This is a genomic window from Acinetobacter lwoffii (assembly GCF_024129855.1).
GTDB classification, from domain to species: Bacteria; Pseudomonadota; Gammaproteobacteria; order Pseudomonadales; family Moraxellaceae; genus Acinetobacter; species Acinetobacter lwoffii_L.
Window position 1 is genome coordinate 227,711 of record NZ_JAMXXC010000003.1, and the last position, 19,215, is coordinate 246,925.

Consider the following 19,215-nt stretch of genomic DNA (forward strand, 5'->3'; position numbering starts at 1 on the left):
AATAACGTGAATTTAAATACTGTTTCCGGCTCTGCTGTTGAATTATCAGAAGTTGCGTTCGGTCGTGAATTTAATGAAGCTCTTGTTCACCAAGTGGTTACAGCTTATTTAGCTGGTGGCCGTCAAGGTTCAAAAGCTCAGAAATCACGTGCAGACGTTTCTGGCGGTGGTCGCAAGCCATTCCGTCAAAAAGGTACTGGCCGCGCTCGTGCTGGTTCTATTCGTAGCCCAATCTGGGTTGGCGGTGGTAAAACTTTTGCTGCTCGTCCACAAGACTGGTCTCAAAAAGTAAACCGTAAAATGTACCGCGGTGCTATGCAATGCATCCTGGCTGAACTTGTTCGTCAAGATCGCCTAGTTTTAGTTGAAGAGTTTGCTGTTGCGGCTCCAAAAACTAAAGAATTGCTTGCAAAACTTAACGACTTGAATGCGACTCGCGCATTGATCGTTACTGATGCTGTTGATGAGAACCTGTATCTTGCTGCGCGCAACATTCCACACGTTGATGTGGTTGATGCTGCTGCAATCGATCCGGTTAGCTTGATTGCGTTCGACAAAGTTGTTATGTCTGTAGCTGCTGCTAAGAAAATTGAGGTAGAACTCGGATGAACAACGAACGTATCTATCAAGTCCTGCAAGGACCTGTATTCTCAGAAAAAGCACAAGTTTTAGGTGAAACTGCTGGTGTTCAAGTGTTTAAAGTTGCATTAAATGCAAACAAGCTTGAAATCAAAAAAGCAGTGGAACAACTCTTTGGTGTGGAAGTTGTTAAAGTTAACACGACTATCACTAAAGGTAAGTCTAAACGCTTTGGTAAAACATTAGGACGTCGTTCTGATGTTAAAAAAGCATACGTCACCCTGAAAGCTGGCCAAGATGTTGAAATGGCTGACTTGGGCGATACCGCTGAAAGCACAGCGGAATAAGGACGAGAATTATGCCTATTCAAAAATGTAAGCCAACGTCTCCAGGACGTCGCTTTGTAGAGAAAGTGGTTCACGATCACCTCCACAAAGGTGCACCATACTCTCCGTTGGTTGAAGCTAAAAAACGTACTGGCGGCCGTAATAACAACGGTCACATCACGACTCGTCACGTTGGTGGCGGTCACAAGCAGCACTACCGTTTAGTTGACTTTAAACGTAACAAAGATGGTATTCCTGCAACTGTAGAGCGTATCGAATACGATCCTAACCGTACTGCACACATTGCACTTGTATTGTATGCTGACGGTGAGCGTCGCTATATCATCGCTCCTAAAGGCCTTCGCGCTGGCGATAAAGTACAGTCTGGTAACGATGCTCCAATTCGTCCAGGTAACTGCTTGCCGCTTCGCAACATGCCTATCGGTTCTACTCTTCACAACATCGAACTTAAAATCGGTAAAGGCGCGCAGTTAGCTCGTTCAGCTGGTACTTCAGTTCAGCTGTTGGGTCGTGACGGTTCTTACGCTATCGTTCGTCTGCGTTCAGGCGAGATGCGTAAAATTCACGTTGAATGCCGTGCTGTGTTAGGTGAAGTATCTAACTCAGAAAGCAACCTTCGTTCACTAGGTAAAGCTGGTGCATCACGCTGGCGTGGTGTTCGTCCTACCGTTCGTGGTATGGCGATGAACCCAGTTGACCATCCACATGGTGGTGGTGAAGGGCGTAACAAAGGTATTCAACCTGTAAGCCCATGGGGTCAAAAAGCTAAAGGGTACAAGACACGTACCAATAAGCGTACGACTAAGATGATTATTCGCGACCGTCGCGTTAAGTAACAAGTAAAGGAATCTGACAATGCCTCGTTCTCTGAAAAAAGGCCCATTCGTCGATGCGCACTTGTTCGCTAAGGTTGAAGCGGCTATCGCGGCTAATAACCGTAAGCCGATCAAAACTTGGTCGCGTCGTTCGATGATCCTCCCGGATTTTGTTGGTTTAACAATTTCTGTACACAATGGCCGTAACCACGTTCCTGTGATCGTTTCTGAGCACATGGTTGGTCACAAGCTTGGTGAATTTGCACCAACTCGTACCTATCGCGGTCACGGTGTTGACAAGAAATCTAAACGTTAATGGGTGCTATGATGGAAGTAACTGCTAAATTACGCGGTGCCGCTATCTCGGCACAAAAAGCTCGTTTGGTTGCAGATCTTATCCGCGGCAAATCTGTTGCGCACGCTCTTAACATCCTTAACTTCAGCAACAAAAAAGCTGCAGTTCTAGTTAAGAAAGCGTTGGAATCTGCGATTGCAAACGCTGAACACAATAACAGTTTAGATGTAGACGACCTTAAAGTTTCTACGATCTACGTTGATGAAGGCATGAGCCTGAAACGTATTATGCCACGTGCTAAAGGCCGTGCAGATCGTATCACTAAGCGTACTTGTCACATCACCGTTAAGGTAGGGGTTTGATATGGGTCAGAAGGTTCATCCAATCGGTATCCGCCTAGGTGTTGTGAAACGTCATAACGCTAACTGGTATGCGAATCCGAAACAATACGCTGAATACTTGCTTAAAGATCTTCAAGTTCGTGAGTTTTTGATCAAAAAACTTAAAAACGCGATGATCAGCAACATTCTTATCGAGCGTCCTACAGGCGCTGCTAAAGTAACTATTAGCACTGCTCGTCCAGGTATCGTAATCGGTAAAAAAGGCGAAGATATTGAGAAACTACAACGCGAATTAACATCTATCATGGGTGTTCCTGCGCAAGTAAGTATCAATGAAATTGATCGTCCAGACTTAGACGCGCGTCTAGTTGCTGAAGCTATCGCTTCTCAATTAGAAAAACGTGTAATGTTCCGTCGTGCTATGAAGCGTGCGGTACAAAACACAATGCGTGCTGGTGCTAAAGGTATCAAAGTAGAAGTTTCAGGCCGTTTAGGTGGTGCTGAGATTGCTCGTACTGAGTGGTATCGTGAAGGTCGTGTACCTCTACATACGCTTCGTGCAGATATCGACTATGCGACTATGCGTGCTGAGACTACTTACGGTACGATCGGTGTTAAAGTTTGGATCTTCCGTGGTGAGATCTTGGGCGGCATGAAACAAGTCATGAACCCAGCTCCAGCAGAAGAGCGTCCAGCTAAACGCGGTCGTGGTCGTGGTGAAGGTCAAGAGCGTCGTGGTCGTCGCAATGATCGTTCTGCTGAAAAAGGAGAATAATCCATGTTGCAACCTAAGCGTACTAAATTCCGTAAAGTGCAGAAAGGCCGTAACACTGGTCTAGCACACCGCGGTAGCACAGTATCTTTCGGTACTATTGCACTTAAATCAGTTGAACGTGGTCAAATGACTGCGCGTCAAATTGAAGCAGCGCGTCGTACAATTAGCCGTCGTATTAAGCGTGGTGGTAAGATCTTTATCCGTGTATTCCCGGACAAGCCGATTACTTCTAAGCCTCTTGAAGTGCGTATGGGTAAAGGTAAAGGTTCTGTGGAATATTGGGTTTGCCAAATCAAACCAGGTAAAGTCTTGTACGAAATTGATGGTGTTAACGAAGAATTGGCTCGCGAAGCGTTTACGCTTGCAGCAGCTAAGCTTCCGTTTAAAACCGCTATCGTGACTCGGACGGTAATGTAATGAAAACTAAAGATCTACGTGAAAAGTCGGTAGAAGAGTTGACAGCTTTGCTTGATGAGCAACAGCTTAACCAATTCCGTCTTCGTATGGCGAAAGCAACTGGTCAATTGGGTAAATCGCATGAAGTTGCACTTACTCGTCAGACTATTGCTCGTATTAAGACCCTCCTTACCGAAAAACAGGGGAACGGACAATGAGTGATAAAACAGTCCGCACGTTAACTGGCAAAGTTGTAAGCGACAAGATGGATAAATCTATCGTTGTTCTTATTGAACGCCAAGTTCAACACCCGTTGTATGGCAAATTAATCCGCCGTTCAACAAAATTACATGCTCATGATGAGAACAACACAGCGAAAGCTGGTGATGTTGTAACCATTAAAGAAAGCCGCCCAATTTCTAAAACTAAGTCTTGGACTCTAGTTGAAGTTGTTGAAGCAGCTGCTGAGTAATTAACGTTCTTGTTGCATCATCGGTCAATTTCGAGTACTCTTTGAGCCTTTCGAAATTTCGACCGGTGTTGCTCGGTTTTGGAGTAGGGCAATGATTCAGACCGAAACTATGCTCGACGTAGCAGACAACAGTGGTGCACGCCGCGTACAATGTATTAAAGTACTTGGTGGCTCGCATCGTCGTTATGCTTCTGTTGGCGACATTATTAAAGTTACTGTAAAAGAAGCAATTCCACGCGCACGTGTTAAAAAAGGTGACGTGATGAATGCGGTTGTGGTTCGTACAAAATTCGGTATCCGTCGTGCAGACGGTTCAGTGATTCGTTTCGACGATAACGCTGCTGTTATTTTGAACAACAACAAAGCGCCGATTGCAACTCGTATTTTCGGACCAGTGACTCGTGAACTTCGTACTGAACAGTTCATGAAAATTATTTCATTGGCTCCTGAAGTTCTATAAGAGGCGATCATGGCTAAGATTAAAAAAGGCGATCAAGTAATTGTGATCGCAGGTAAAGAAAAAGGCAAACAGGGTACTGTTCTGTCTGTTTCTAATGACCGTGTTAAGGTTGAAGGCCTTAACTTGGTGAAGAAGCATCAGAAGCCGAACCGTGCTACAGGCGCTGAAGGTAGCGTTGTAACTCAGGAAGCTTCGCTTCATATTTCAAACGTGGCAGTTTTTAATGCTACAACCCAAAAGGCTGACCGTGTTGGTTACCAAGTGATTGATGGCGTGAAAACTCGCGTATTCAAATCAAATGGTGAATCAGTGGCGGTAGCGAAGTAATAGGTTGATATAGGCCATGGCCAGACTTAAAACACGTTACAACGACGAACTTAAAGCTCAATTACAAGAAGTATTGGGTGTTAAGAATGTGATGGAGATTCCTCGCATCACTAAAATCACGATCAACATGGGTGTTGGCGCAGCTGCTGCTGACAAAAAACTCCTTGATGGTGCTCTTTCAGATATGCAAGCTATCGCTGGTCAAAAACCAGTACTTACGTTAGCTCGTAAATCAATCGCTGGTTTTAAAATCCGTGATGGTTGGCCGATCGGTTGTAAAGTTACTTTACGCGGCGAACGTATGTACGAATTCTTGGACCGTTTGATCTCGATTGCGATCCCTCGTATCCGTGACTTCCGTGGTTTCTCTGCGAAATCATTCGATGGTCGTGGTAACTACTCAATGGGTCTTAAGGAGCAAATCATGTTCCCTGAAATCGATTTTGACAAGATTGATCGTATTCGTGGTATGGATATTACCATTACTACGACTGCTCGCACCGATGACGAAGGCCGTGCGCTTATGCGTGCATTCGGCTTCCCGTTCAAATAAGAGGTCGATATGGCTAAGAAAGGTATGATTAATCGCGAATTGAAACGCGAAGCTACTGTTGCTAAATACGCTGCAAAACGTGCTGAATTAAAAGCTGTTATTGCAAACGTAAATGCATCAGACGAAGAACGTTTCGAAGCGATGATGAAATTACAAGCATTACCACGTAATGCATCTCCAGTACGTCTACGTAACCGTTGTGGTTTAACTGGTCGTCCTCATGGTTACTTCCGTAAGTTCGGTTTAAGCCGTAACAAATTACGTGAAACAGTAATGCAAGGTGATGTACCTGGCGTTGTTAAGGCAAGCTGGTAAGGAGCACTATAGATGAGTATGCAAGATACCGTTGCCGACATGCTAACACGTGTTCGTAACGCACAAATGGCAAAGAAACAAACTGTTTCTATGCCTAATTCTAAGTTGAAGGTAGCAATTGCTAACTTACTTCAACAAGAAGGTTATATTTCAAACGTAGAAGTTGCGGATGCTGAAGGCAAACCAACTCTTACTTTGACTTTAAAGTATTTCGAAGGCAAACCAGTTATCGAAACTGTGAAGCGCGTAAGCCGTCCAGGTCTACGTCAGTATCGCGGTAAAGATGCACTTCCTAGCGTTAAGCAAGGTTTAGGTATTGCAATTGTTTCTACAAGCAAAGGCATCATGACTGATCGCGCTGCACGTGCTGCAGGCGTTGGTGGTGAAGTTATTGCTTTTGTTTCTTAATAGGTGATTCCTCATGTCTCGTGTGGCTAAAGCCCCAGTAACTGTACCTAACGGTGTAACAGTTACTCAGAACGGCCGGCAGGTCGAAGTGAAAGGCACTAAAGGTACATTGTCTTTCAACCTGCATGCGCTGGTCGAGCTTAAACAGGAAGACGGTATTCTAGCTATTGCTCCAGTACAAGAGTCGAAAGACGCTTGGATGCAAGCTGGTACTGCTCGCGCTGTGCTTAACAACCTTGTAAAAGGTGTTAGCGAAGGTTTCGAACGTAAGTTACAGCTTATCGGTGTTGGTTATAAAGCTGCAGTTAAAGGTGACGTTGTTCATCTTAACCTTGGTTTCTCTCATCCGATCGATTATGCACTTCCTGCAGGTGTAACTGCTGAAACTCCAACTGCAACTGAAATCATTCTTAAATCTGCTGATAAAGCAGCTTTAGGACAGGTTGCTGCAGATATCCGTGGTTACCGTCCACCAGAGCCATATAAAGGCAAAGGTGTTCGTTATTCTGACGAAGTTGTACTTCGTAAAGAAGCTAAGAAGAAATAAGGCGCGAGGTTCTTATGAACGAAAAGAAACAATCCCGTTTGCGTCGTGCGAAAAGCACACGCTTGCACATCCGTGCATTGGGTGCGACTCGTTTGTGTGTAAACCGCACTCCGCGTCACATCTATGCTCAAGTTATCTCTGCAGATGGTGGCAAAGTATTAGCGCAAGCTTCTACTTTAGACACTACTCTACGTGCGGGTACAACTGGTAACGTTGAAGCAGCTCAAAAAGTAGGTGCTTTAATCGCAGAACGCGCTAAAGCAGCTGGTGTTACTAAAGTTGCATTTGACCGTTCTGGTTTTAAATATCATGGTCGTATCAAAGCCTTGGCTGATGCTGCTCGTGAAAACGGCTTGGAGTTCTAATCATGGCTAAAGTTGAACAAAACGAAGGTCTTGTTGAAAAGCTGGTTGCCGTTGATCGTGTAGCCAAAGTTGTTAAGGGTGGTCGTATCTTCTCTTTCACAGCATTAACTGTTGTGGGTGATGGTAATGGTCGCGTAGGTTTTGGTCGTGGTAAAGCACGTGAAGTTCCAGCTGCTATCTCTAAAGCACTTGAAGCTGCTCGTCGCAATATGATTACTGTTGACCTTGTTGATGGTACGTTACAGCACCCAATTCATGCACGTCACGGCGCTAGCCGCGTATTCATGCAGCCTGCCTCTGAAGGTACAGGTGTAATTGCTGGTGGCGCTATGCGTGCAGTTCTAGAAGCTGTAGGCGTACGTAACGTGTTGACTAAATGCCGTGGTTCTACTAACGCTGCTAACGTAGTAAACGCAACTTTCAATGGTTTGCGTGATATGACTACTCCTGAAAAGGTTGCTGCGAAACGTGGTCTTTCAGTAGAACAAATTCAAGGGTAATCAATCATGAAAACGATTAAAGTTACCCAGACTAAATCTGCATCGCACCGCTTGAAAAATCACAAGCTTAGCCTGCAAGGTTTAGGTCTGCGTCGTATTGGTCATACTGTAGAAGTGTTAGACACACCTTCTAACCGTGGTATGATCAACCAAGTCTACTATATGGTTAGTGTAGAGGAATAAGCCATGACTCTGCGTTTAAATACAATTGCACCTGCAGAAGGTGCTAAACGTGATAACCTTCGTTTAGGCCGTGGTATCGGTTCTGGCGTTGGTAAGACCGGTGGCCGTGGTGTCAAAGGTCAAAACTCACGTAAGAGCGGTGGTACTCGTCCAGGTTTCGAAGGCGGTCAAACAGCACTTTACCGTCGTTTGCCTAAATTCGGCTTCACTAGCCAATTGGCTTTGAAAACTGCTGAAGTACGTTTATCTGAGCTTGCTAAAGTTGAAGGCGACATCGTGTCTCTTGAAACTTTAAAAGCTGCGAACGTTGTACGTAAAGACATGATCCGTGCTCGTATCGTACTTTCTGGTGAAATTACTCGTGCATTCACTGTTCAAGGTGTTGCATTGACTAAAGGCGCTAAAGCTGCTGTTGAAGCTGCTGGCGGCAAAGTCGAGGAGTAATCCCCAGTGTCTATGACTCCTAGTTCTTCAGGTCATGTCAACATGATGAAAGGCCAACCATTTCATGTGAAATACCGTGAAATTATTCGTCGAATGATGTTTCTCATTGGTGCGTTGTTGGTGTTTCGACTAGGAGCGCATATTCCAGTACCAGGCATCAATAATGCTGCGTTAGAAAACTTGTTTAATGCAAACCAAGGTACCATCCTTGGTTTGTTTAACATGTTTTCTGGTGGTGCATTAGAACGAATGTCTATTCTTGCTCTCGGGATCATGCCATACATCTCTGCGTCGATTATCGTGCAGTTGATGTCAACTGTGGTTCCTTCGCTGGAAGCTTTAAAGAAAGAAGGCGAGCAAGGCAAACGTAAAATTAATCAATACACACGACAAGGTACATTATTCTTAGCGCTGGTACAGGCGATAGGTATGTGTGCAGGCCTGATCAGTCAGGGGATTACCCTGAATACTGGTTTGGCTTTTTATGTTCCTGCAGTAACCTCACTGGTTGCGGGGACCATGTTCTTGATGTGGTTGGGTGAACAGATTACCGAGCGTGGGGTGGGAAATGGTATTTCCATGATCATCTTCGCGGGTATTGTTGCCGGATTGCCTAATCTGATTATGCAATCTTTCTCCTCTGTAGATAATGGCCAGACCAGCCTGATTGGCTTGGTAATTTTTGGTTTGTTATCTCTGGGTGTTTTGGCAGCGATCGTGTTTATTGAGAAAGCGCAGCGTCGTATTCCGGTAAACTACGCTCAAAAACAACAAGGTCGTCGTGTATTTACTGCACAGCAGACACATTTGCCATTAAAAATTAATATGGCGGGTGTGATTCCGGCAATTTTTGCCAGCTCATTACTTTTGTTCCCTGCGAGCTTAGGTCAGTGGGTGGGTAGTGCAGATCCAAATGCTGGATTTATTAAGCGTAGCCTGCAAGATGTAGCATTGGTATTGTCGCCTGGTCAGCCGTTGTATTTGGTGCTCTTTGGTGCGTTAATTATCTTTTTCTGTTACTTCTATACAGCACTGGTATTTAGTCCTAAAGAAGTGTCAGAGAACTTGAAACGCAGCGGAGCTTACGTGCCTGGTATACGTCCAGGTGAGCAAACTGCTCGTTACTTAGATCATATTCTCAATCGTTTGACATTTATTGGCGCGATTTACATCGCAGTCATTTGTTTGATGCCGATGGTATTGCAAAGTTCATTTGGTATTCCATTCTATTTGGGTGGTACCTCTTTGCTGATTGTTGTGGTGGTAGTGATGGACTTTATGGCTCAGCTGCAATCACACCTCACTTCGCACCAATACGATAATCAAACGTTAATGAGAAAAACGACTGCTCATCCTAAGGGATAAGCGCACTTGAGGTTTCATCATGAAAGTACAAGCTTCTGTTAAGAAAATTTGTGGTAGCTGTAAAGTTATCCGTCGTAATGGGGTTATCCGCGTAATTTGTAGCGCAGAACCTCGTCATAAGCAGCGTCAAGGTTAATCTGATTAAGACCTGTTGATTTCTGTAGGCGAATTAGGTTATTATCCGCCCCTCAAGATTTTTGTGGGGCGGTTGATTATCTACTGCCTTTTTGGAGAAAATTGAATGGCTCGTATTGCCGGTGTAAACATTCCGGATAACAAGCACGCTGTTATCTCTCTAACGTATATCTTTGGTATTGGTCGCCATACTTCAAAAGCTATCTTAGCTGCTGCTGGTATTGCTCCAACTACTAAGATCCGTGAATTAGATGACGCTCAGCTTGATGCGATTCGTGCAGAAGTTGCTAAGGTTCCGACCGAAGGTGATTTACGTCGCGAAATTTCCATGAACATTAAACGTTTAATGGATTTAGGCTGCTACCGCGGTCTTCGTCATCGTCGCAGCTTGCCTGTCCGCGGTCAACGCACCAAAACTAACGCTCGTACCCGTAAAGGTCCGCGCAAACCTATTAAGAAATAAGATTTCTGGAAGCTAAAAGATGGCTAAAGATACTCGCGCACGCAAGAAGGTCACTCGTACCGTCTCTGAAGGTGTCGCACACATTCACGCTTCTTTTAATAACACCATTGTGACTATTACCGATCGTCAAGGTAATGCACTGGCTTGGGCCACTTCAGGTGGACAAGGCTTCCGTGGATCACGTAAATCAACTCCGTTCGCTGCTCAGGTAGCTGCTGAAGTTGCTGGTAAAGCTGCTTTAGACTACGGTTTGAAAAACTTGGACGTCCTTGTAAAAGGTCCTGGTCCTGGTCGTGAATCTGCGGTTCGTGCTTTAGGTGCAGTGGGTTATAAAATTAACAGCATTACCGATGTGACGCCAATCCCGCACAACGGTTGCCGTCCACCTAAAAAACGTCGCGTGTAAGGAGAAACATTCATGGCTCGTTATATTGGTCCAAAATGCAAACTCTCTCGTCGCGAAGGGACAGACCTGCAACTTAAATCAGGCGTTAAACCGTTTGATGTTAAGACAAAAAAACATGCGAAAGTTCCTGGCCAACACGGCGGGGCTCGTGGTGGTAAACAATCTGAGTACTCACTACAATTACGTGAAAAACAAAAAGTACGTCGCATGTACGGTGTTTTAGAGCGTCAATTTAGTAACTACTATAAAGAAGCTGCTCGTGTTAAAGGCGCAACTGGTGAAAACCTGTTGAAGCTACTTGAAAGCCGTCTTGATAACGTTGTTTATCGTATGGGTTTCGGTTCTACTCGCGCAGAAGCTCGTCAGTTAGTATCTCACCGTAGCATCACTTTGAATGGCCGTCGTGTTAACATTGCGTCTATCCAAGTTAAAGCGGGTGATGTGATCGCAGTTCACGAAGGCGCTAAGCAACAATTACGTATCAAAAACGCAATTGAATTAGCTACTCAACGTGGCATGCCTTCTTGGATGGAAATCGACCATTCTAAATTAGAAGGTACGTTCAAAGCTGCACCGGATCGTTCTGATTTACCTGCTGAAATCAACGAAAGCTTGATTGTAGAATTGTATTCTAAATAATCCTTGAGGAAGCAATATGACGCGTACTGCAAATGAGTTTCTAACTCCGCAAGCGATCAAGGTCGAAGCGGCAAGCGGGACCTCGGCAAAAGTTATTCTAGAACCATTAGAGCGTGGCTTTGGTCATACTCTTGGTAATGCTTTACGTCGCATCCTTCTTTCTTCTCTACCTGGCGCAGCTGTGGTAGAAGTTGAGATTGAAGGGGTCGAGCACGAGTACAGTACTTTGGAAGGCTTGCAGCAGGACATCGTCGAGCTCTTGCTGAACCTAAAAGGATTGTCGATTAAGCTGTTCGATCAAAATGAAGCTTATTTAACATTAGAGAAACAAGGTGCAGGCGACGTAACTGCGGCTGACCTTCGTTTACCTCATAATGTTGAAGTGGTTAACCCTGAACATTTGATCGGTACTTTAAGTGCCTCAGGCTCATTGAAAATGCGTCTGAAAGTGGCTCAAGGTCGTGGCTACGAGACTTCTGATTCACGCTTCCCTGAAGGCGAAACTCGCCCAGTGGGTCGCTTGCAGTTAGATGCGTCTTACAGCCCAATCAAACGTGTTTCATACACCGTGGAAAACGCGCGTGTAGAACAACGTACTGACCTTGATAAACTGATCATTGATCTTGAAACTAACGGTACTGTAGATCCTGAAGAAGCGATCCGCAAAGCTGCAACTATTTTGCAGCAACAAATTGCGATCTTCGTTGACCTTCAGAAAGATCAAGCACCTGTTGCTCAAGAGCCTCGTGAAGAAGTTGACCCAATCTTGCTTCGCCCAGTAGATGATCTAGAGCTAACTGTTCGTTCTGCTAACTGTTTGAAAGCAGAAAACATTTACTACATTGGTGATCTTGTACAGCGTACCGAAGTTGAGTTGCTTAAAACTCCTAACTTGGGTAAAAAATCGCTTACTGAGATCAAAGATGTTCTGGCTTCTAAAGGCTTACAACTCGGCATGCGTTTAGAGAACTGGCCACCGGCTAGTCTCCGTATGGACGATCGTTTCGCCTATCGTAGCCGTTAATTAAGTAGGACTATCACCATGCGTCATCGTAATAGTGGTGTGAAATTAGGCCGTACAAGCAGTCATCGTAAAGCGATGTTCCAAAACATGGCTAACTCTTTGTTCGAGCACGAGTTGATCAAAACAACTGTGCCTAAAGCTAAAGAGTTACGTCGTGTAGCTGAGCCTTTAATCACTTTAGCTAAAAACGATACAGTAGCAAACCGTCGTTTGGCGTTTGCTCGTACTCGTTCAGCAGCAACTGTTGGTAAATTATTTACCGTTCTTGGCCCTCGTTACAAAGAGCGTAACGGCGGTTATCTACGTGTTCTTAAAGCGGGCTTCCGTGCAGGTGATGCTGCACCGATGGCTTACGTTGAGCTAGTAGATCGCGAAGTTAACTAATTTCGTGAAGAATAACGCAAGTTGTTCGAAAAGGTCGGTTGAATAAACCGGCCTTTTTTAATGCCTGTATATTTTAATTTAAAGTGATTGAGTTCAACATAACTGATCTGGCCTGAAAAGATAAAAAAATAGTGGCTTTTTAATGAACTTGACATTGTGTATTGTCAGTTTTGTGATTTAATAAAAACAGATAGCATCGCTTAGGTAAAAGAACAACATGGAAAAGCAGGTAGATATTTTAATTGTGGGTGCGGGGATCTCGGGGATTGGTCTGGCAGCACATCTTTCTAAACATTGTCCGCAACGCTCTTTTGAGATTATTGAACGCCGCGAAAGTATTGGCGGAACTTGGGATCTGTTCAAATATCCGGGCATACGTTCTGATTCGGATATGTCGACTTTTGGTTTTAATTTCAAACCCTGGAAGAAAGAAAGCGTGCTTGCCGATGGCGCATCCATCAAAAATTATCTAGCTGAAGTGGTGGATGAGTTTAAGCTACAGTCGAAAATCCATTTTCAGCATCGGGTCTTAAGTGCCAATTATGATTCTACAACCTGCAAATGGTCAGTAGAGATCGAGGATGCATACGGTAAGAAGCAGATCTGGATCGCCAACTTTGTACTGGGTTGTACCGGTTATTATAATTATGATCAGGGTTTTCAGCCGGAGTTTCCAAATCAAACTGCATTCAAAGGTGAGTTTATTCATCCACAACATTGGCCGGAAAATTTAAACTATAAAGGCAAAAAGGTAGTGATTATTGGCAGTGGTGCGACCGCGATTACCTTGGTTCCTGCGATGGTTAAAGGCGGAGCAGGACATGTGACCATGTTGCAACGCTCACCGACTTATATTGCCTCTGTACCCTCGGTCGATTTTATTTATTCAAAAATGCGTAAATATCTGCCTGAGGAGGTCGCCTATAAGCTGACACGTGCGCGTAATATCGGCATGCAGCGCGGGATTTACGCTTTGGCACAGAAACAGCCAAAATTATTAAAATCGCTTTTGCTTAAATCGGTGCAACTCCAGCTGAAAGGTAAAGTGGATATGAAGCACTTTACCCCGAATTATGAACCTTGGGATCAACGTCTTTGTGTGGTGCCGGATGGAGATCTGTTTAAAATTTTACGTGAAGGACAGGCATCGGTTGCAACGGATCAGATAGAAACCTTTACCGAAACGGGAATTCAGCTGAAATCAGGTCAACATCTGGATGCTGATATTATTGTTTCTGCCACCGGTCTGAATATTCAAATTCTTGGCGGGATTCAGGCGACGATGGATGGTCAGCCTATCGATACCTCTCAGCATATGCTGTATAGAGGTATCATGGTCAGTGACATACCGAATATGGCGCTGATTATTGGCTATATCAATGCCTCCTGGACGCTTAAAGTCGACATTGCAGCAGAATATATTTGCCGTCTGTTGAACTATATGGATCAGCAAGGTTATGCACAGGTAATTCCTCAGGGAGATCAGAGTGAATTGCTTCAGGATACCGTCATGGGCAGTCTCAGTTCGGGTTATATTGCCCGGGCTGCAGACGTCATGCCAAAGCAAGGCAAACAGGCTCCGTGGAAAGTCAGCAATAATTATCTGGCAGACCGTAAGGAGCTCAAACAGGCTTCGTTTGAAGATGGTGTACTGAAATTTAGAAAAAACAGTAATGCTTTAAAGCATAAACCGCGTCTGGTTTCTTAAAGTTATATCTTTGCATACAGAAAAAGGAGTCCTGAGAGCATTGCTGTCCCACAATTTTTCACAAAAGGAAGCTCATTTGAGCTTCCTTTTGTTTTATGGGTATTTTATCGGGTGAAAATAAAGCTTTTAAAGTTCTTCTTTCAAACAAATTCACTTGAATTATTCTGAGTAAACGTTGAACTGTCCAACCTGTTTTCCCTAAATGTTGAGCGAAACTCACCAATAAATAGGCGATCATCGCAATCCAGATTTGTGTCTGAATTGCGTTCCTGCTGCGGCCTAGAAATGCTTTTAATTTGAGATTCTGCTTAATCGCCTTAAAGAACAGCTCAACTTTCCAACGATCTTTATAAATCGCCGCAATGGTGGAGGCGGCTAAATGAAAGTTATTGCTGAGAAAGCTAAAGTGCTTGCCACTTTGCTGATCTCTATATTCAATTCTTCTTAACACTGGGGCTTTTCTTTTTAGGGCATGTGCGCTATTCAGCTGAATGGTTTCATCTTTTAGAATACCTTTGGATTCAAGCACTGGATGTTGCTGGATCACCTGATACACAGATTTAGGCCTAAAACGTGTGACAAATCCAATGTTTTGAGCAGTCAGATTTGCATACCATTGGTAATCGACATAGCCTTTATCAAAAACTACAATGCTGCCAGCAGGAAACTGGAATTTGCGGCCTTGTACCATGTCATTTTCTTTGCCATTTTCAACTGCAACAAACTCAGGAATATCATTGCTGTGATTCAATCCTATGCTGAGTTTCATGCTGGCTTTTGAGTCGTGAACTTTGGCCCATTCACATAAGGAAAGCGACAGGTCAATATGACTGGCATCCAAGGAATACAAGGGATTCTTAAAGCGAAATTTATGAGCTACTTTCGAGTGTTCATAGTATTTAAGCAACTTGTAAAATAGCTGTTGATACAAGGCAGCAGGCTGCTGCTCATTGATTCGTGCCAGTGTGCTTTGGGGAATAGATTTTGCTCCGAGATGACTTAGCTTTTCCTGTTGGCACTCCAAATTGGATTGAATATCTCTCAGACTTTGCCTACAAGAGAATTGAGACATCAATATGGCAATAAACTGATCCCACCGGGAAGCCGCTTTAAATTTCTGTCCAACATGGTGTACTTTAGCAAGTTGTTCAAAATCCTGTCGCACAACAGGTTTAATTAGCTCATGAAATACGGTATTCTGATGTAACAAAACCTGAATCCTGGTCGTTAAAGTGTTTGTTTGCACTCATATTTTAACTGTTAGAACTCAGGTTTTTTTATTTAAAGCAAACTATGGGACAGCAGTGGTCCTGAGAGACTCCTTTTTTATGCATCCATTTTAAAGTGAACGGGCGATGAGTTCTTTCATGATTTCATTGGTACCCGCATAAATCCGGTTGGCACGGTTGTCGATATAAGCCCGGGCAATCGGATATTCCAGCATATAACCATAACCACCATGCAGTTGCAGACATTCATCTACGACTTTGCTATACATTTCTGAAATCTTGTATTTGGCCGCAGCAGCGGCATCTATGCCTAGTTCGTGCTTGAGTTGCAGCTCCATACAGCGATCCAGATAAGTGCGGCACACATCGATCTCGGTACGTAGTTCTGCCAGTTTAAAACGGGTATTTTGGAAATGGCTGATGCTCTTGCCAAATGCCTGACGTTCCTGGGTATATTTTACTGTATGGGCAAAAGCGGCTTCAGCGCCTGCCTGACAGATAATCGCCACAATCAGGCGTTCCCAGGCCAGTTCTTTCATCAGCATCATAAAGCCCATGCCTTCCAGACCGAGCAGGTTTTCTTTGGGTACCCGAACATTATCAAAGAACAGTTCGCAGGTATCCTGACCTTTCATGCCAATTTTATTTAAGGGCTTGCCTTTACTAAAACCGGTACGTTCGGCTTCGACCATAATCAATGAGAGATTGGCTGAACCTTTATCATTATTACCCGTTTTACAAACCACAATCGCCATATCACAGAGATAGCCATTGGTAATAAAGATCTTGGAGCCGTTGATGACATAGTCATCGCCATCGAGTACTGCCGAGGTTCGCACAGCTTGCAGGTCAGAGCCGGTTCCCGGTTCGGTCATGGCAATCGCGGTGACCACTTCTCCAGACGCCATTTTCGGAAGCCATTGCTGTTTTTGAGCTTCATTGCCAAAATTCAGCAGATAATTGGCGACGATATCTGAATGCAGCGAAAATCCGGTCGCTGAATCTCCGGCATAGGCCTGTTCCTCAATCAGAATCATGCTATACAACCGGTCTACGCCAGAGCCGCCATATTCTTCAGGCATGGTCGCGCAGAGCAATCCAAGCTCACCGGCTTTATTCCATAACTCTCGATCCACATGTTGCTGACTTTCATAACGCTCGGTATGTGGAATGACTTCTTTCTCATAAAATTTACGGACCGTCTCGCGAAAAGCTTCATACTCGGTACTAAAAAGTTGGCGCGGCAGCATCGGGGCAAGTGGGCGAATGGCTGCAGACTGCATCTTGTTATTCCTTATTTTGATCTGTTTGGTTTAACTTAGGCCATGCCAAGATCAGCAGCAATGAGCGGAATGTTCAAATGACTTAAATCTGCTGATGCTTTTGGTCATTTCTATGAAATCCCTCGAAATTCTGCCAGCGCTTCAGGTAAACTATTCGGGTTTATAACGAGTTGGGGAAATTCGATGACTGATGACATCAGCCTAGAAGAGCGTAAAGTGATTTATCGTGCGCGTCGTGGTTTAAAAGAACTGGATGTATATTTTGATCCCTACGTAAAAAACCATTATCTGAATGCCAAGCCTTTCGAAAAACAGATGTTTGCAGAGCTGGTTGAGCAGGAAGACCCGGATTTGCTGGACTGGTTTATGGAAGTGTCTGAGCCGCCGCGTCCTGAACTAAAAGATTTTATCAAGAAGCTTAAATTTTACGTTCATGGATAATCGTTGCTTCAAGCTGAAACGCAGTCTGTGTGCATTGGCGTTTCAGTTTTTTATTTTTGCACTGCTGATGTATCTATTGTATCAGTTATTACCGATTGCACTTTGGGCAGTGTGTGCTGTCATAGGCTTGGTGATTTATCAGCTGTTTTACCGCAAGACGCCACAGATTGAGCAGTTTGAATATCTGGATGGACGTGAATGGTCATTGACCGCCAAAGCACGACCGACCCGTCGGGTATGTATTAGTCACGTGATTGATCATCAGGCGTATATTGTGGTGTATTTCCAGCATGCCAAGGCGCGACCTTTACTGATCTGGTGTGATCAATTGTCCTTCAAACAATGGAAATACTTAAAATTATTGACTAAATTAATTTAGTTGTAAGATAAACGCATTTTAATTATTTGATTAAAATAATTATAAAACAAATATTTAGATCAAATTTCTATTTTTATTGTTAGACAAAAAACACGGTTAATTCATGACTTAGAGAAATTGTCTGACAATTTATTCCCTGTGTTTTATTTTCAGCCTGTACATTTAACTCACCGACAGCAACTACGGGAAACCCTGATGGAATTTCCAGTGTGGATTTTTCTGATTATAGCGATTGTTTTGGCTCTGGTGATCGGACGATTCGGGATCGGTGCTGAAGGATAAATTTTCATCTTAATCAAGCAGGGTTTTATCATTTTTCTGCTTGTACAGTTAATAAGTAGCATGTGCTGAACCGTCGCAATGCTACTTTTTTTTGCCCAAAATTTGGGATTCTCCTAAATACAGTCAATTGCAGCGCGGCCATTTAATGGCAAAAAGTGTCTCGTCTAAATTAGAGTAAATACTCTTTTATTCACAAAATGCTTCTGATATCTTTAGCAGAAAGATGGACATAATCACAATTATAGAGGACAGGAAAATGTCAGGCGTCCGTAAAATATGCCAAGGTATGGCGACCATTGCAATAACAACAACAGTTTTGACGGGGTGTTCTCAGGTCATTAAAACCGGTGCCAATGTTGCACTGGGTTTCACCGAAAACCATATTGTCCCGCCGATTTTAGCGATGGATGATGCTGAAATGGTGTGTAATTCAGGGAATTCTTTAACACCGGCCATTATGGCGACCAAAGAAATGGGGGCGGATCCGACCCGGGTAGCCGTGCTGATGTATTCGGCTGCCGGTATTTGTGCCGAGCAAAAAGCGCTGGAAGCGGAGTTACGCTATTTACGCGCTTCAAAAACCAATCAGGTGGCAGAAGCTCAAGATGCCCGAATCGAGCAGAAGCGCTGGGCGGCGCTGGCGGCACAGCGTCAATATACCGGTTATCAACTGTTCCAGAGCCGTTATGAAAAGAAATACCAAAAAGCCTTGGGTGAAGAATGCCCACGCATGAACAGTGATATCGAGCAAACGGTTTATCTGTTGGGTATGCTCAGTGGCTTGCAGGCCATGACCAATGATATTAACTCGGGTGGTGCAGTGCATGTACCGAAAGATATTGCTGCCGTGGTCGAGCGTGGCATGGTGTGTCTGGATAACGCGAAATTCTGGGGTGCGCCGAATGCCACCCGTGCGGTGATCTGGACTTTGTTGCCAGGCGCAGGGGAAGGCAAGCCTGACCCTTACCAAACATTAAAACAATCTACACAAATTGGTGAGCAAAAAGGTGTACGTTTATCTCATGCCTTGTATGCCGTAGCGGCTCAGGCCAGTGGCGATGATGCCAAAGTCCGGGATGCCTTAAAAACCTTTGCTCAGGCACGTACCGAGGAAAAACCGGTGAATCCGCAATTCAAGCTGATCGACAGCATGGCTGCAATTATGGTCAGTGGCATATCGGATCGTTACTGGACAGAAAATACCGGTATACGCAGTGGCGATGATGGCATGCAACGTTTCTGGGATGAATCCGACAGCTCTTCTGAGCTCGATGATCTGTTCAGTGCGGATCTGTAATGCAGATACCCTGCATGAAGCTTCAGGGATGAAGTCAAACTAGAGGGTCAGGGAGGAC

The 19,215-nt window shown here is 44.3% G+C and carries 32 protein-coding genes and 1 pseudogene; 31 read left to right on the forward strand and 2 right to left on the reverse strand.

Annotated elements, in window-relative coordinates; translation table 11 throughout:
* The first annotated feature begins 6 nt into the window (after positions 1 to 6).
* From rplD to NI465_RS04720, 27 genes and pseudogenes are all read left to right on the forward strand, one after another.
* A complete protein-coding gene (rplD, locus tag NI465_RS04590; protein WP_004281511.1) occupies positions 7 to 609 on the forward strand; it encodes a 50S ribosomal protein L4 in 603 nt (200 codons plus the stop codon).
* Positions 606 to 926, forward strand: a complete 321-nt coding sequence (gene rplW, locus NI465_RS04595) for a 50S ribosomal protein L23 (RefSeq protein WP_004281510.1) — start codon at positions 606 to 608, stop codon at positions 924 to 926. The genes rplD and rplW overlap by 4 nt, the downstream gene beginning before the upstream one ends.
* An 11-nt stretch (positions 927 to 937) precedes the next feature.
* Complete coding sequence (gene rplB / locus NI465_RS04600; protein WP_004281509.1) at positions 938 to 1,762, forward strand: 50S ribosomal protein L2; 825 nt, start codon at positions 938 to 940, stop codon at positions 1,760 to 1,762.
* A gap of 19 nt (positions 1,763 to 1,781) precedes the next feature.
* Positions 1,782 to 2,057 carry a 30S ribosomal protein S19 gene (rpsS, locus tag NI465_RS04605; protein WP_004281508.1) on the forward strand — a complete coding sequence of 92 codons (276 nt, stop codon included), beginning with the start codon at positions 1,782 to 1,784 and terminating at the stop codon, positions 2,055 to 2,057.
* An 11-nt stretch (positions 2,058 to 2,068) separates the two neighbouring features.
* A complete protein-coding gene (rplV, locus tag NI465_RS04610) occupies positions 2,069 to 2,398 on the forward strand; it encodes a 50S ribosomal protein L22 (RefSeq protein WP_001982638.1) in 330 nt (109 codons plus the stop codon).
* Between the two features lies 1 nt (position 2,399).
* A pseudogene (gene rpsC, locus NI465_RS04615) lies at positions 2,400 to 3,216 on the forward strand (30S ribosomal protein S3).
* Complete coding sequence (gene rplP / locus NI465_RS04620; RefSeq protein WP_004281506.1) at positions 3,156 to 3,569, forward strand: 50S ribosomal protein L16; 414 nt, start codon at positions 3,156 to 3,158, stop codon at positions 3,567 to 3,569. Before rpsC ends, rplP begins: the two are co-directional and overlap by 61 nt.
* Positions 3,569 to 3,766, forward strand: a complete 198-nt coding sequence (rpmC, locus tag NI465_RS04625; RefSeq protein ID WP_004281505.1) for a 50S ribosomal protein L29 — start codon at positions 3,569 to 3,571, stop codon at positions 3,764 to 3,766. Before rplP ends, rpmC begins: the two co-directional genes overlap by 1 nt.
* Positions 3,763 to 4,020 carry a 30S ribosomal protein S17 gene (rpsQ, locus tag NI465_RS04630; RefSeq protein WP_004281504.1) on the forward strand — a complete coding sequence of 86 codons (258 nt, stop codon included), beginning with the start codon at positions 3,763 to 3,765 and terminating at the stop codon, positions 4,018 to 4,020. Before rpmC ends, rpsQ begins: the two co-directional genes overlap by 4 nt.
* 91 nt (positions 4,021 to 4,111) lie before the next feature.
* The gene (gene rplN, locus NI465_RS04635; protein ID WP_004281503.1) at positions 4,112 to 4,480 is read left to right on the forward strand and encodes a 50S ribosomal protein L14; all 369 of its coding nucleotides are present in this window, start codon (positions 4,112 to 4,114) and stop codon (positions 4,478 to 4,480) included.
* Positions 4,481 to 4,489: 9 nt separating this feature from the next.
* Positions 4,490 to 4,807, forward strand: a complete 318-nt coding sequence (gene rplX, locus NI465_RS04640) for a 50S ribosomal protein L24 (protein ID WP_004281502.1) — start codon at positions 4,490 to 4,492, stop codon at positions 4,805 to 4,807.
* 16 nt (positions 4,808 to 4,823) lie between these two features.
* Positions 4,824 to 5,360, forward strand: a complete 537-nt coding sequence (gene rplE, locus NI465_RS04645) for a 50S ribosomal protein L5 (RefSeq protein ID WP_004645057.1) — start codon at positions 4,824 to 4,826, stop codon at positions 5,358 to 5,360.
* A 9-nt stretch (positions 5,361 to 5,369) separates the two neighbouring features.
* Positions 5,370 to 5,675: a 30S ribosomal protein S14 gene (gene rpsN / locus NI465_RS04650; protein ID WP_004732275.1), complete on the forward strand. Its 306-nt coding sequence runs from the start codon at positions 5,370 to 5,372 to the stop codon at positions 5,673 to 5,675.
* 12 nt (positions 5,676 to 5,687) lie between these two features.
* Complete coding sequence (gene rpsH, locus NI465_RS04655; protein WP_004281499.1) at positions 5,688 to 6,083, forward strand: 30S ribosomal protein S8; 396 nt, start codon at positions 5,688 to 5,690, stop codon at positions 6,081 to 6,083.
* A gap of 13 nt (positions 6,084 to 6,096) precedes the next feature.
* Positions 6,097 to 6,630: a 50S ribosomal protein L6 gene (gene rplF, locus NI465_RS04660; RefSeq protein WP_004645059.1), complete on the forward strand. Its 534-nt coding sequence runs from the start codon at positions 6,097 to 6,099 to the stop codon at positions 6,628 to 6,630.
* Positions 6,631 to 6,644: 14 nt separating this feature from the next.
* Positions 6,645 to 6,995, forward strand: a complete 351-nt coding sequence (gene rplR, locus NI465_RS04665; RefSeq protein ID WP_005101200.1) for a 50S ribosomal protein L18 — start codon at positions 6,645 to 6,647, stop codon at positions 6,993 to 6,995.
* Between the two features lie 2 nt (positions 6,996 to 6,997).
* Complete coding sequence (gene rpsE, locus NI465_RS04670; RefSeq protein WP_004281496.1) at positions 6,998 to 7,495, forward strand: 30S ribosomal protein S5; 498 nt, start codon at positions 6,998 to 7,000, stop codon at positions 7,493 to 7,495.
* A 6-nt stretch (positions 7,496 to 7,501) separates the two neighbouring features.
* Entirely contained in the window at positions 7,502 to 7,678 is a 177-nt protein-coding gene (rpmD, locus tag NI465_RS04675) for a 50S ribosomal protein L30 (protein ID WP_004281495.1), read from the forward strand.
* Between the two features lie 3 nt (positions 7,679 to 7,681).
* On the forward strand, positions 7,682 to 8,122 hold the full coding sequence (gene rplO / locus NI465_RS04680; protein ID WP_004281494.1) for a 50S ribosomal protein L15: 441 nt from the start codon (positions 7,682 to 7,684) through the stop codon (positions 8,120 to 8,122).
* A 45-nt stretch (positions 8,123 to 8,167) separates the two neighbouring features.
* Entirely contained in the window at positions 8,168 to 9,487 is a 1,320-nt protein-coding gene (secY, locus tag NI465_RS04685; protein WP_171054339.1) for a preprotein translocase subunit SecY, read from the forward strand.
* A gap of 19 nt (positions 9,488 to 9,506) precedes the next feature.
* Entirely contained in the window at positions 9,507 to 9,623 is a 117-nt protein-coding gene (gene rpmJ / locus NI465_RS04690; protein ID WP_000867907.1) for a 50S ribosomal protein L36, read from the forward strand.
* Positions 9,624 to 9,728: 105 nt separating this feature from the next.
* Positions 9,729 to 10,085, forward strand: coding sequence for a 30S ribosomal protein S13 (gene rpsM, locus NI465_RS04695; RefSeq protein WP_004281492.1), 357 nt, complete (start codon positions 9,729 to 9,731; stop codon positions 10,083 to 10,085).
* 19 nt (positions 10,086 to 10,104) lie between these two features.
* Positions 10,105 to 10,491, forward strand: coding sequence for a 30S ribosomal protein S11 (rpsK, locus tag NI465_RS04700; RefSeq protein WP_004281491.1), 387 nt, complete (start codon positions 10,105 to 10,107; stop codon positions 10,489 to 10,491).
* 12 nt (positions 10,492 to 10,503) lie between these two features.
* Positions 10,504 to 11,130 (forward strand): 30S ribosomal protein S4, encoded by a 627-nt coding sequence (gene rpsD / locus NI465_RS04705; RefSeq protein ID WP_004281490.1) that lies wholly within the window; start codon positions 10,504 to 10,506, stop codon positions 11,128 to 11,130.
* Between the two features lie 16 nt (positions 11,131 to 11,146).
* Positions 11,147 to 12,154, forward strand: a complete 1,008-nt coding sequence (locus NI465_RS04710; protein WP_004281489.1) for a DNA-directed RNA polymerase subunit alpha — start codon at positions 11,147 to 11,149, stop codon at positions 12,152 to 12,154.
* An 18-nt stretch (positions 12,155 to 12,172) separates the two neighbouring features.
* The gene (gene rplQ, locus NI465_RS04715) at positions 12,173 to 12,538 is read left to right on the forward strand and encodes a 50S ribosomal protein L17 (RefSeq protein ID WP_004281488.1); all 366 of its coding nucleotides are present in this window, start codon (positions 12,173 to 12,175) and stop codon (positions 12,536 to 12,538) included.
* Between the two features lie 217 nt (positions 12,539 to 12,755).
* The gene (locus NI465_RS04720; protein WP_044112029.1) at positions 12,756 to 14,246 is read left to right on the forward strand and encodes a flavin-containing monooxygenase; all 1,491 of its coding nucleotides are present in this window, start codon (positions 12,756 to 12,758) and stop codon (positions 14,244 to 14,246) included.
* A 58-nt stretch (positions 14,247 to 14,304) separates the two neighbouring features.
* Here the strand turns inward: NI465_RS04720 and NI465_RS04725 are convergent, their stop codons facing one another.
* Together NI465_RS04725 and NI465_RS04730 are read right to left on the reverse strand one after the other, a co-directional pair.
* Complete coding sequence (locus NI465_RS04725) at positions 14,305 to 15,456, reverse strand: IS4-like element ISAbe18 family transposase (protein WP_253144459.1); 1,152 nt, start codon at positions 15,454 to 15,456, stop codon at positions 14,305 to 14,307.
* Between the two features lie 129 nt (positions 15,457 to 15,585).
* Positions 15,586 to 16,758 (reverse strand): acyl-CoA dehydrogenase family protein, encoded by a 1,173-nt coding sequence (locus NI465_RS04730; RefSeq protein ID WP_044113190.1) that lies wholly within the window; start codon positions 16,756 to 16,758, stop codon positions 15,586 to 15,588.
* Between the two features lie 183 nt (positions 16,759 to 16,941).
* On the opposite strand from NI465_RS04730, the gene NI465_RS04735 reads away from it, so the two are divergent.
* The 4 genes from NI465_RS04735 to NI465_RS04750 all read left to right on the forward strand — a co-directional run bounded on the left by NI465_RS04735 (position 16,942) and on the right by NI465_RS04750 (position 19,157).
* Positions 16,942 to 17,199, forward strand: a complete 258-nt coding sequence (locus tag NI465_RS04735) for an FAD assembly factor SdhE (protein WP_044113188.1) — start codon at positions 16,942 to 16,944, stop codon at positions 17,197 to 17,199.
* A complete protein-coding gene (locus NI465_RS04740; RefSeq protein ID WP_005249912.1) occupies positions 17,192 to 17,578 on the forward strand; it encodes a hypothetical protein in 387 nt (128 codons plus the stop codon). The genes NI465_RS04735 and NI465_RS04740 overlap by 8 nt, the downstream gene beginning before the upstream one ends.
* Before the next feature lie 117 nt (positions 17,579 to 17,695).
* Positions 17,696 to 17,860: a hypothetical protein gene (locus NI465_RS04745; RefSeq protein WP_180037179.1), complete on the forward strand. Its 165-nt coding sequence runs from the start codon at positions 17,696 to 17,698 to the stop codon at positions 17,858 to 17,860.
* A 256-nt stretch (positions 17,861 to 18,116) separates the two neighbouring features.
* A complete protein-coding gene (locus NI465_RS04750; RefSeq protein WP_004732263.1) occupies positions 18,117 to 19,157 on the forward strand; it encodes a hypothetical protein in 1,041 nt (346 codons plus the stop codon).
* Positions 19,158 to 19,215 lie beyond the last annotated feature (58 nt).

What these genes read in the sequence shown, in the direction of transcription:
- rplW (WP_004281510.1), top strand. Translation starts at nt 606, where the DNA reads ATGAACAACGAACGTATCTATCAAGTCCTGCAAGGACCTGTATTCTCA.
- rplB (WP_004281509.1), top strand. Translation starts at nt 938, where the DNA reads ATGCCTATTCAAAAATGTAAGCCAACGTCTCCAGGACGTCGCTTTGTA.
- rpsS (WP_004281508.1), top strand. Translation starts at nt 1,782, where the DNA reads ATGCCTCGTTCTCTGAAAAAAGGCCCATTCGTCGATGCGCACTTGTTC.
- rplV (WP_001982638.1), top strand. Translation starts at nt 2,069, where the DNA reads ATGGAAGTAACTGCTAAATTACGCGGTGCCGCTATCTCGGCACAAAAA.
- rplP (WP_004281506.1), top strand. Translation starts at nt 3,156, where the DNA reads ATGTTGCAACCTAAGCGTACTAAATTCCGTAAAGTGCAGAAAGGCCGT.
- rpmC (WP_004281505.1), top strand. Translation starts at nt 3,569, where the DNA reads ATGAAAACTAAAGATCTACGTGAAAAGTCGGTAGAAGAGTTGACAGCT.
- rpsQ (WP_004281504.1), top strand. Translation starts at nt 3,763, where the DNA reads ATGAGTGATAAAACAGTCCGCACGTTAACTGGCAAAGTTGTAAGCGAC.
- rplN (WP_004281503.1), top strand. Translation starts at nt 4,112, where the DNA reads ATGATTCAGACCGAAACTATGCTCGACGTAGCAGACAACAGTGGTGCA.
- rplX (WP_004281502.1), top strand. Translation starts at nt 4,490, where the DNA reads ATGGCTAAGATTAAAAAAGGCGATCAAGTAATTGTGATCGCAGGTAAA.
- rplE (WP_004645057.1), top strand. Translation starts at nt 4,824, where the DNA reads ATGGCCAGACTTAAAACACGTTACAACGACGAACTTAAAGCTCAATTA.
- rpsN (WP_004732275.1), top strand. Translation starts at nt 5,370, where the DNA reads ATGGCTAAGAAAGGTATGATTAATCGCGAATTGAAACGCGAAGCTACT.
- rpsH (WP_004281499.1), top strand. Translation starts at nt 5,688, where the DNA reads ATGAGTATGCAAGATACCGTTGCCGACATGCTAACACGTGTTCGTAAC.
- rplF (WP_004645059.1), top strand. Translation starts at nt 6,097, where the DNA reads ATGTCTCGTGTGGCTAAAGCCCCAGTAACTGTACCTAACGGTGTAACA.
- rplR (WP_005101200.1), top strand. Translation starts at nt 6,645, where the DNA reads ATGAACGAAAAGAAACAATCCCGTTTGCGTCGTGCGAAAAGCACACGC.
- rpsE (WP_004281496.1), top strand. Translation starts at nt 6,998, where the DNA reads ATGGCTAAAGTTGAACAAAACGAAGGTCTTGTTGAAAAGCTGGTTGCC.
- rpmD (WP_004281495.1), top strand. Translation starts at nt 7,502, where the DNA reads ATGAAAACGATTAAAGTTACCCAGACTAAATCTGCATCGCACCGCTTG.
- rplO (WP_004281494.1), top strand. Translation starts at nt 7,682, where the DNA reads ATGACTCTGCGTTTAAATACAATTGCACCTGCAGAAGGTGCTAAACGT.
- secY (WP_171054339.1), top strand. Translation starts at nt 8,168, where the DNA reads ATGAAAGGCCAACCATTTCATGTGAAATACCGTGAAATTATTCGTCGA.
- rpmJ (WP_000867907.1), top strand. Translation starts at nt 9,507, where the DNA reads ATGAAAGTACAAGCTTCTGTTAAGAAAATTTGTGGTAGCTGTAAAGTT.
- rpsM (WP_004281492.1), top strand. Translation starts at nt 9,729, where the DNA reads ATGGCTCGTATTGCCGGTGTAAACATTCCGGATAACAAGCACGCTGTT.
- rpsK (WP_004281491.1), top strand. Translation starts at nt 10,105, where the DNA reads ATGGCTAAAGATACTCGCGCACGCAAGAAGGTCACTCGTACCGTCTCT.
- rpsD (WP_004281490.1), top strand. Translation starts at nt 10,504, where the DNA reads ATGGCTCGTTATATTGGTCCAAAATGCAAACTCTCTCGTCGCGAAGGG.
- NI465_RS04710 (WP_004281489.1), top strand. Translation starts at nt 11,147, where the DNA reads ATGACGCGTACTGCAAATGAGTTTCTAACTCCGCAAGCGATCAAGGTC.
- rplQ (WP_004281488.1), top strand. Translation starts at nt 12,173, where the DNA reads ATGCGTCATCGTAATAGTGGTGTGAAATTAGGCCGTACAAGCAGTCAT.
- NI465_RS04720 (WP_044112029.1), top strand. Translation starts at nt 12,756, where the DNA reads ATGGAAAAGCAGGTAGATATTTTAATTGTGGGTGCGGGGATCTCGGGG.
- NI465_RS04730 (WP_044113190.1), bottom strand. Translation starts at nt 16,758, where the DNA reads ATGCAGTCTGCAGCCATTCGCCCACTTGCCCCGATGCTGCCGCGCCAA.
- NI465_RS04735 (WP_044113188.1), top strand. Translation starts at nt 16,942, where the DNA reads ATGACTGATGACATCAGCCTAGAAGAGCGTAAAGTGATTTATCGTGCG.
- NI465_RS04740 (WP_005249912.1), top strand. Translation starts at nt 17,192, where the DNA reads ATGGATAATCGTTGCTTCAAGCTGAAACGCAGTCTGTGTGCATTGGCG.
- NI465_RS04750 (WP_004732263.1), top strand. Translation starts at nt 18,117, where the DNA reads ATGTCAGGCGTCCGTAAAATATGCCAAGGTATGGCGACCATTGCAATA.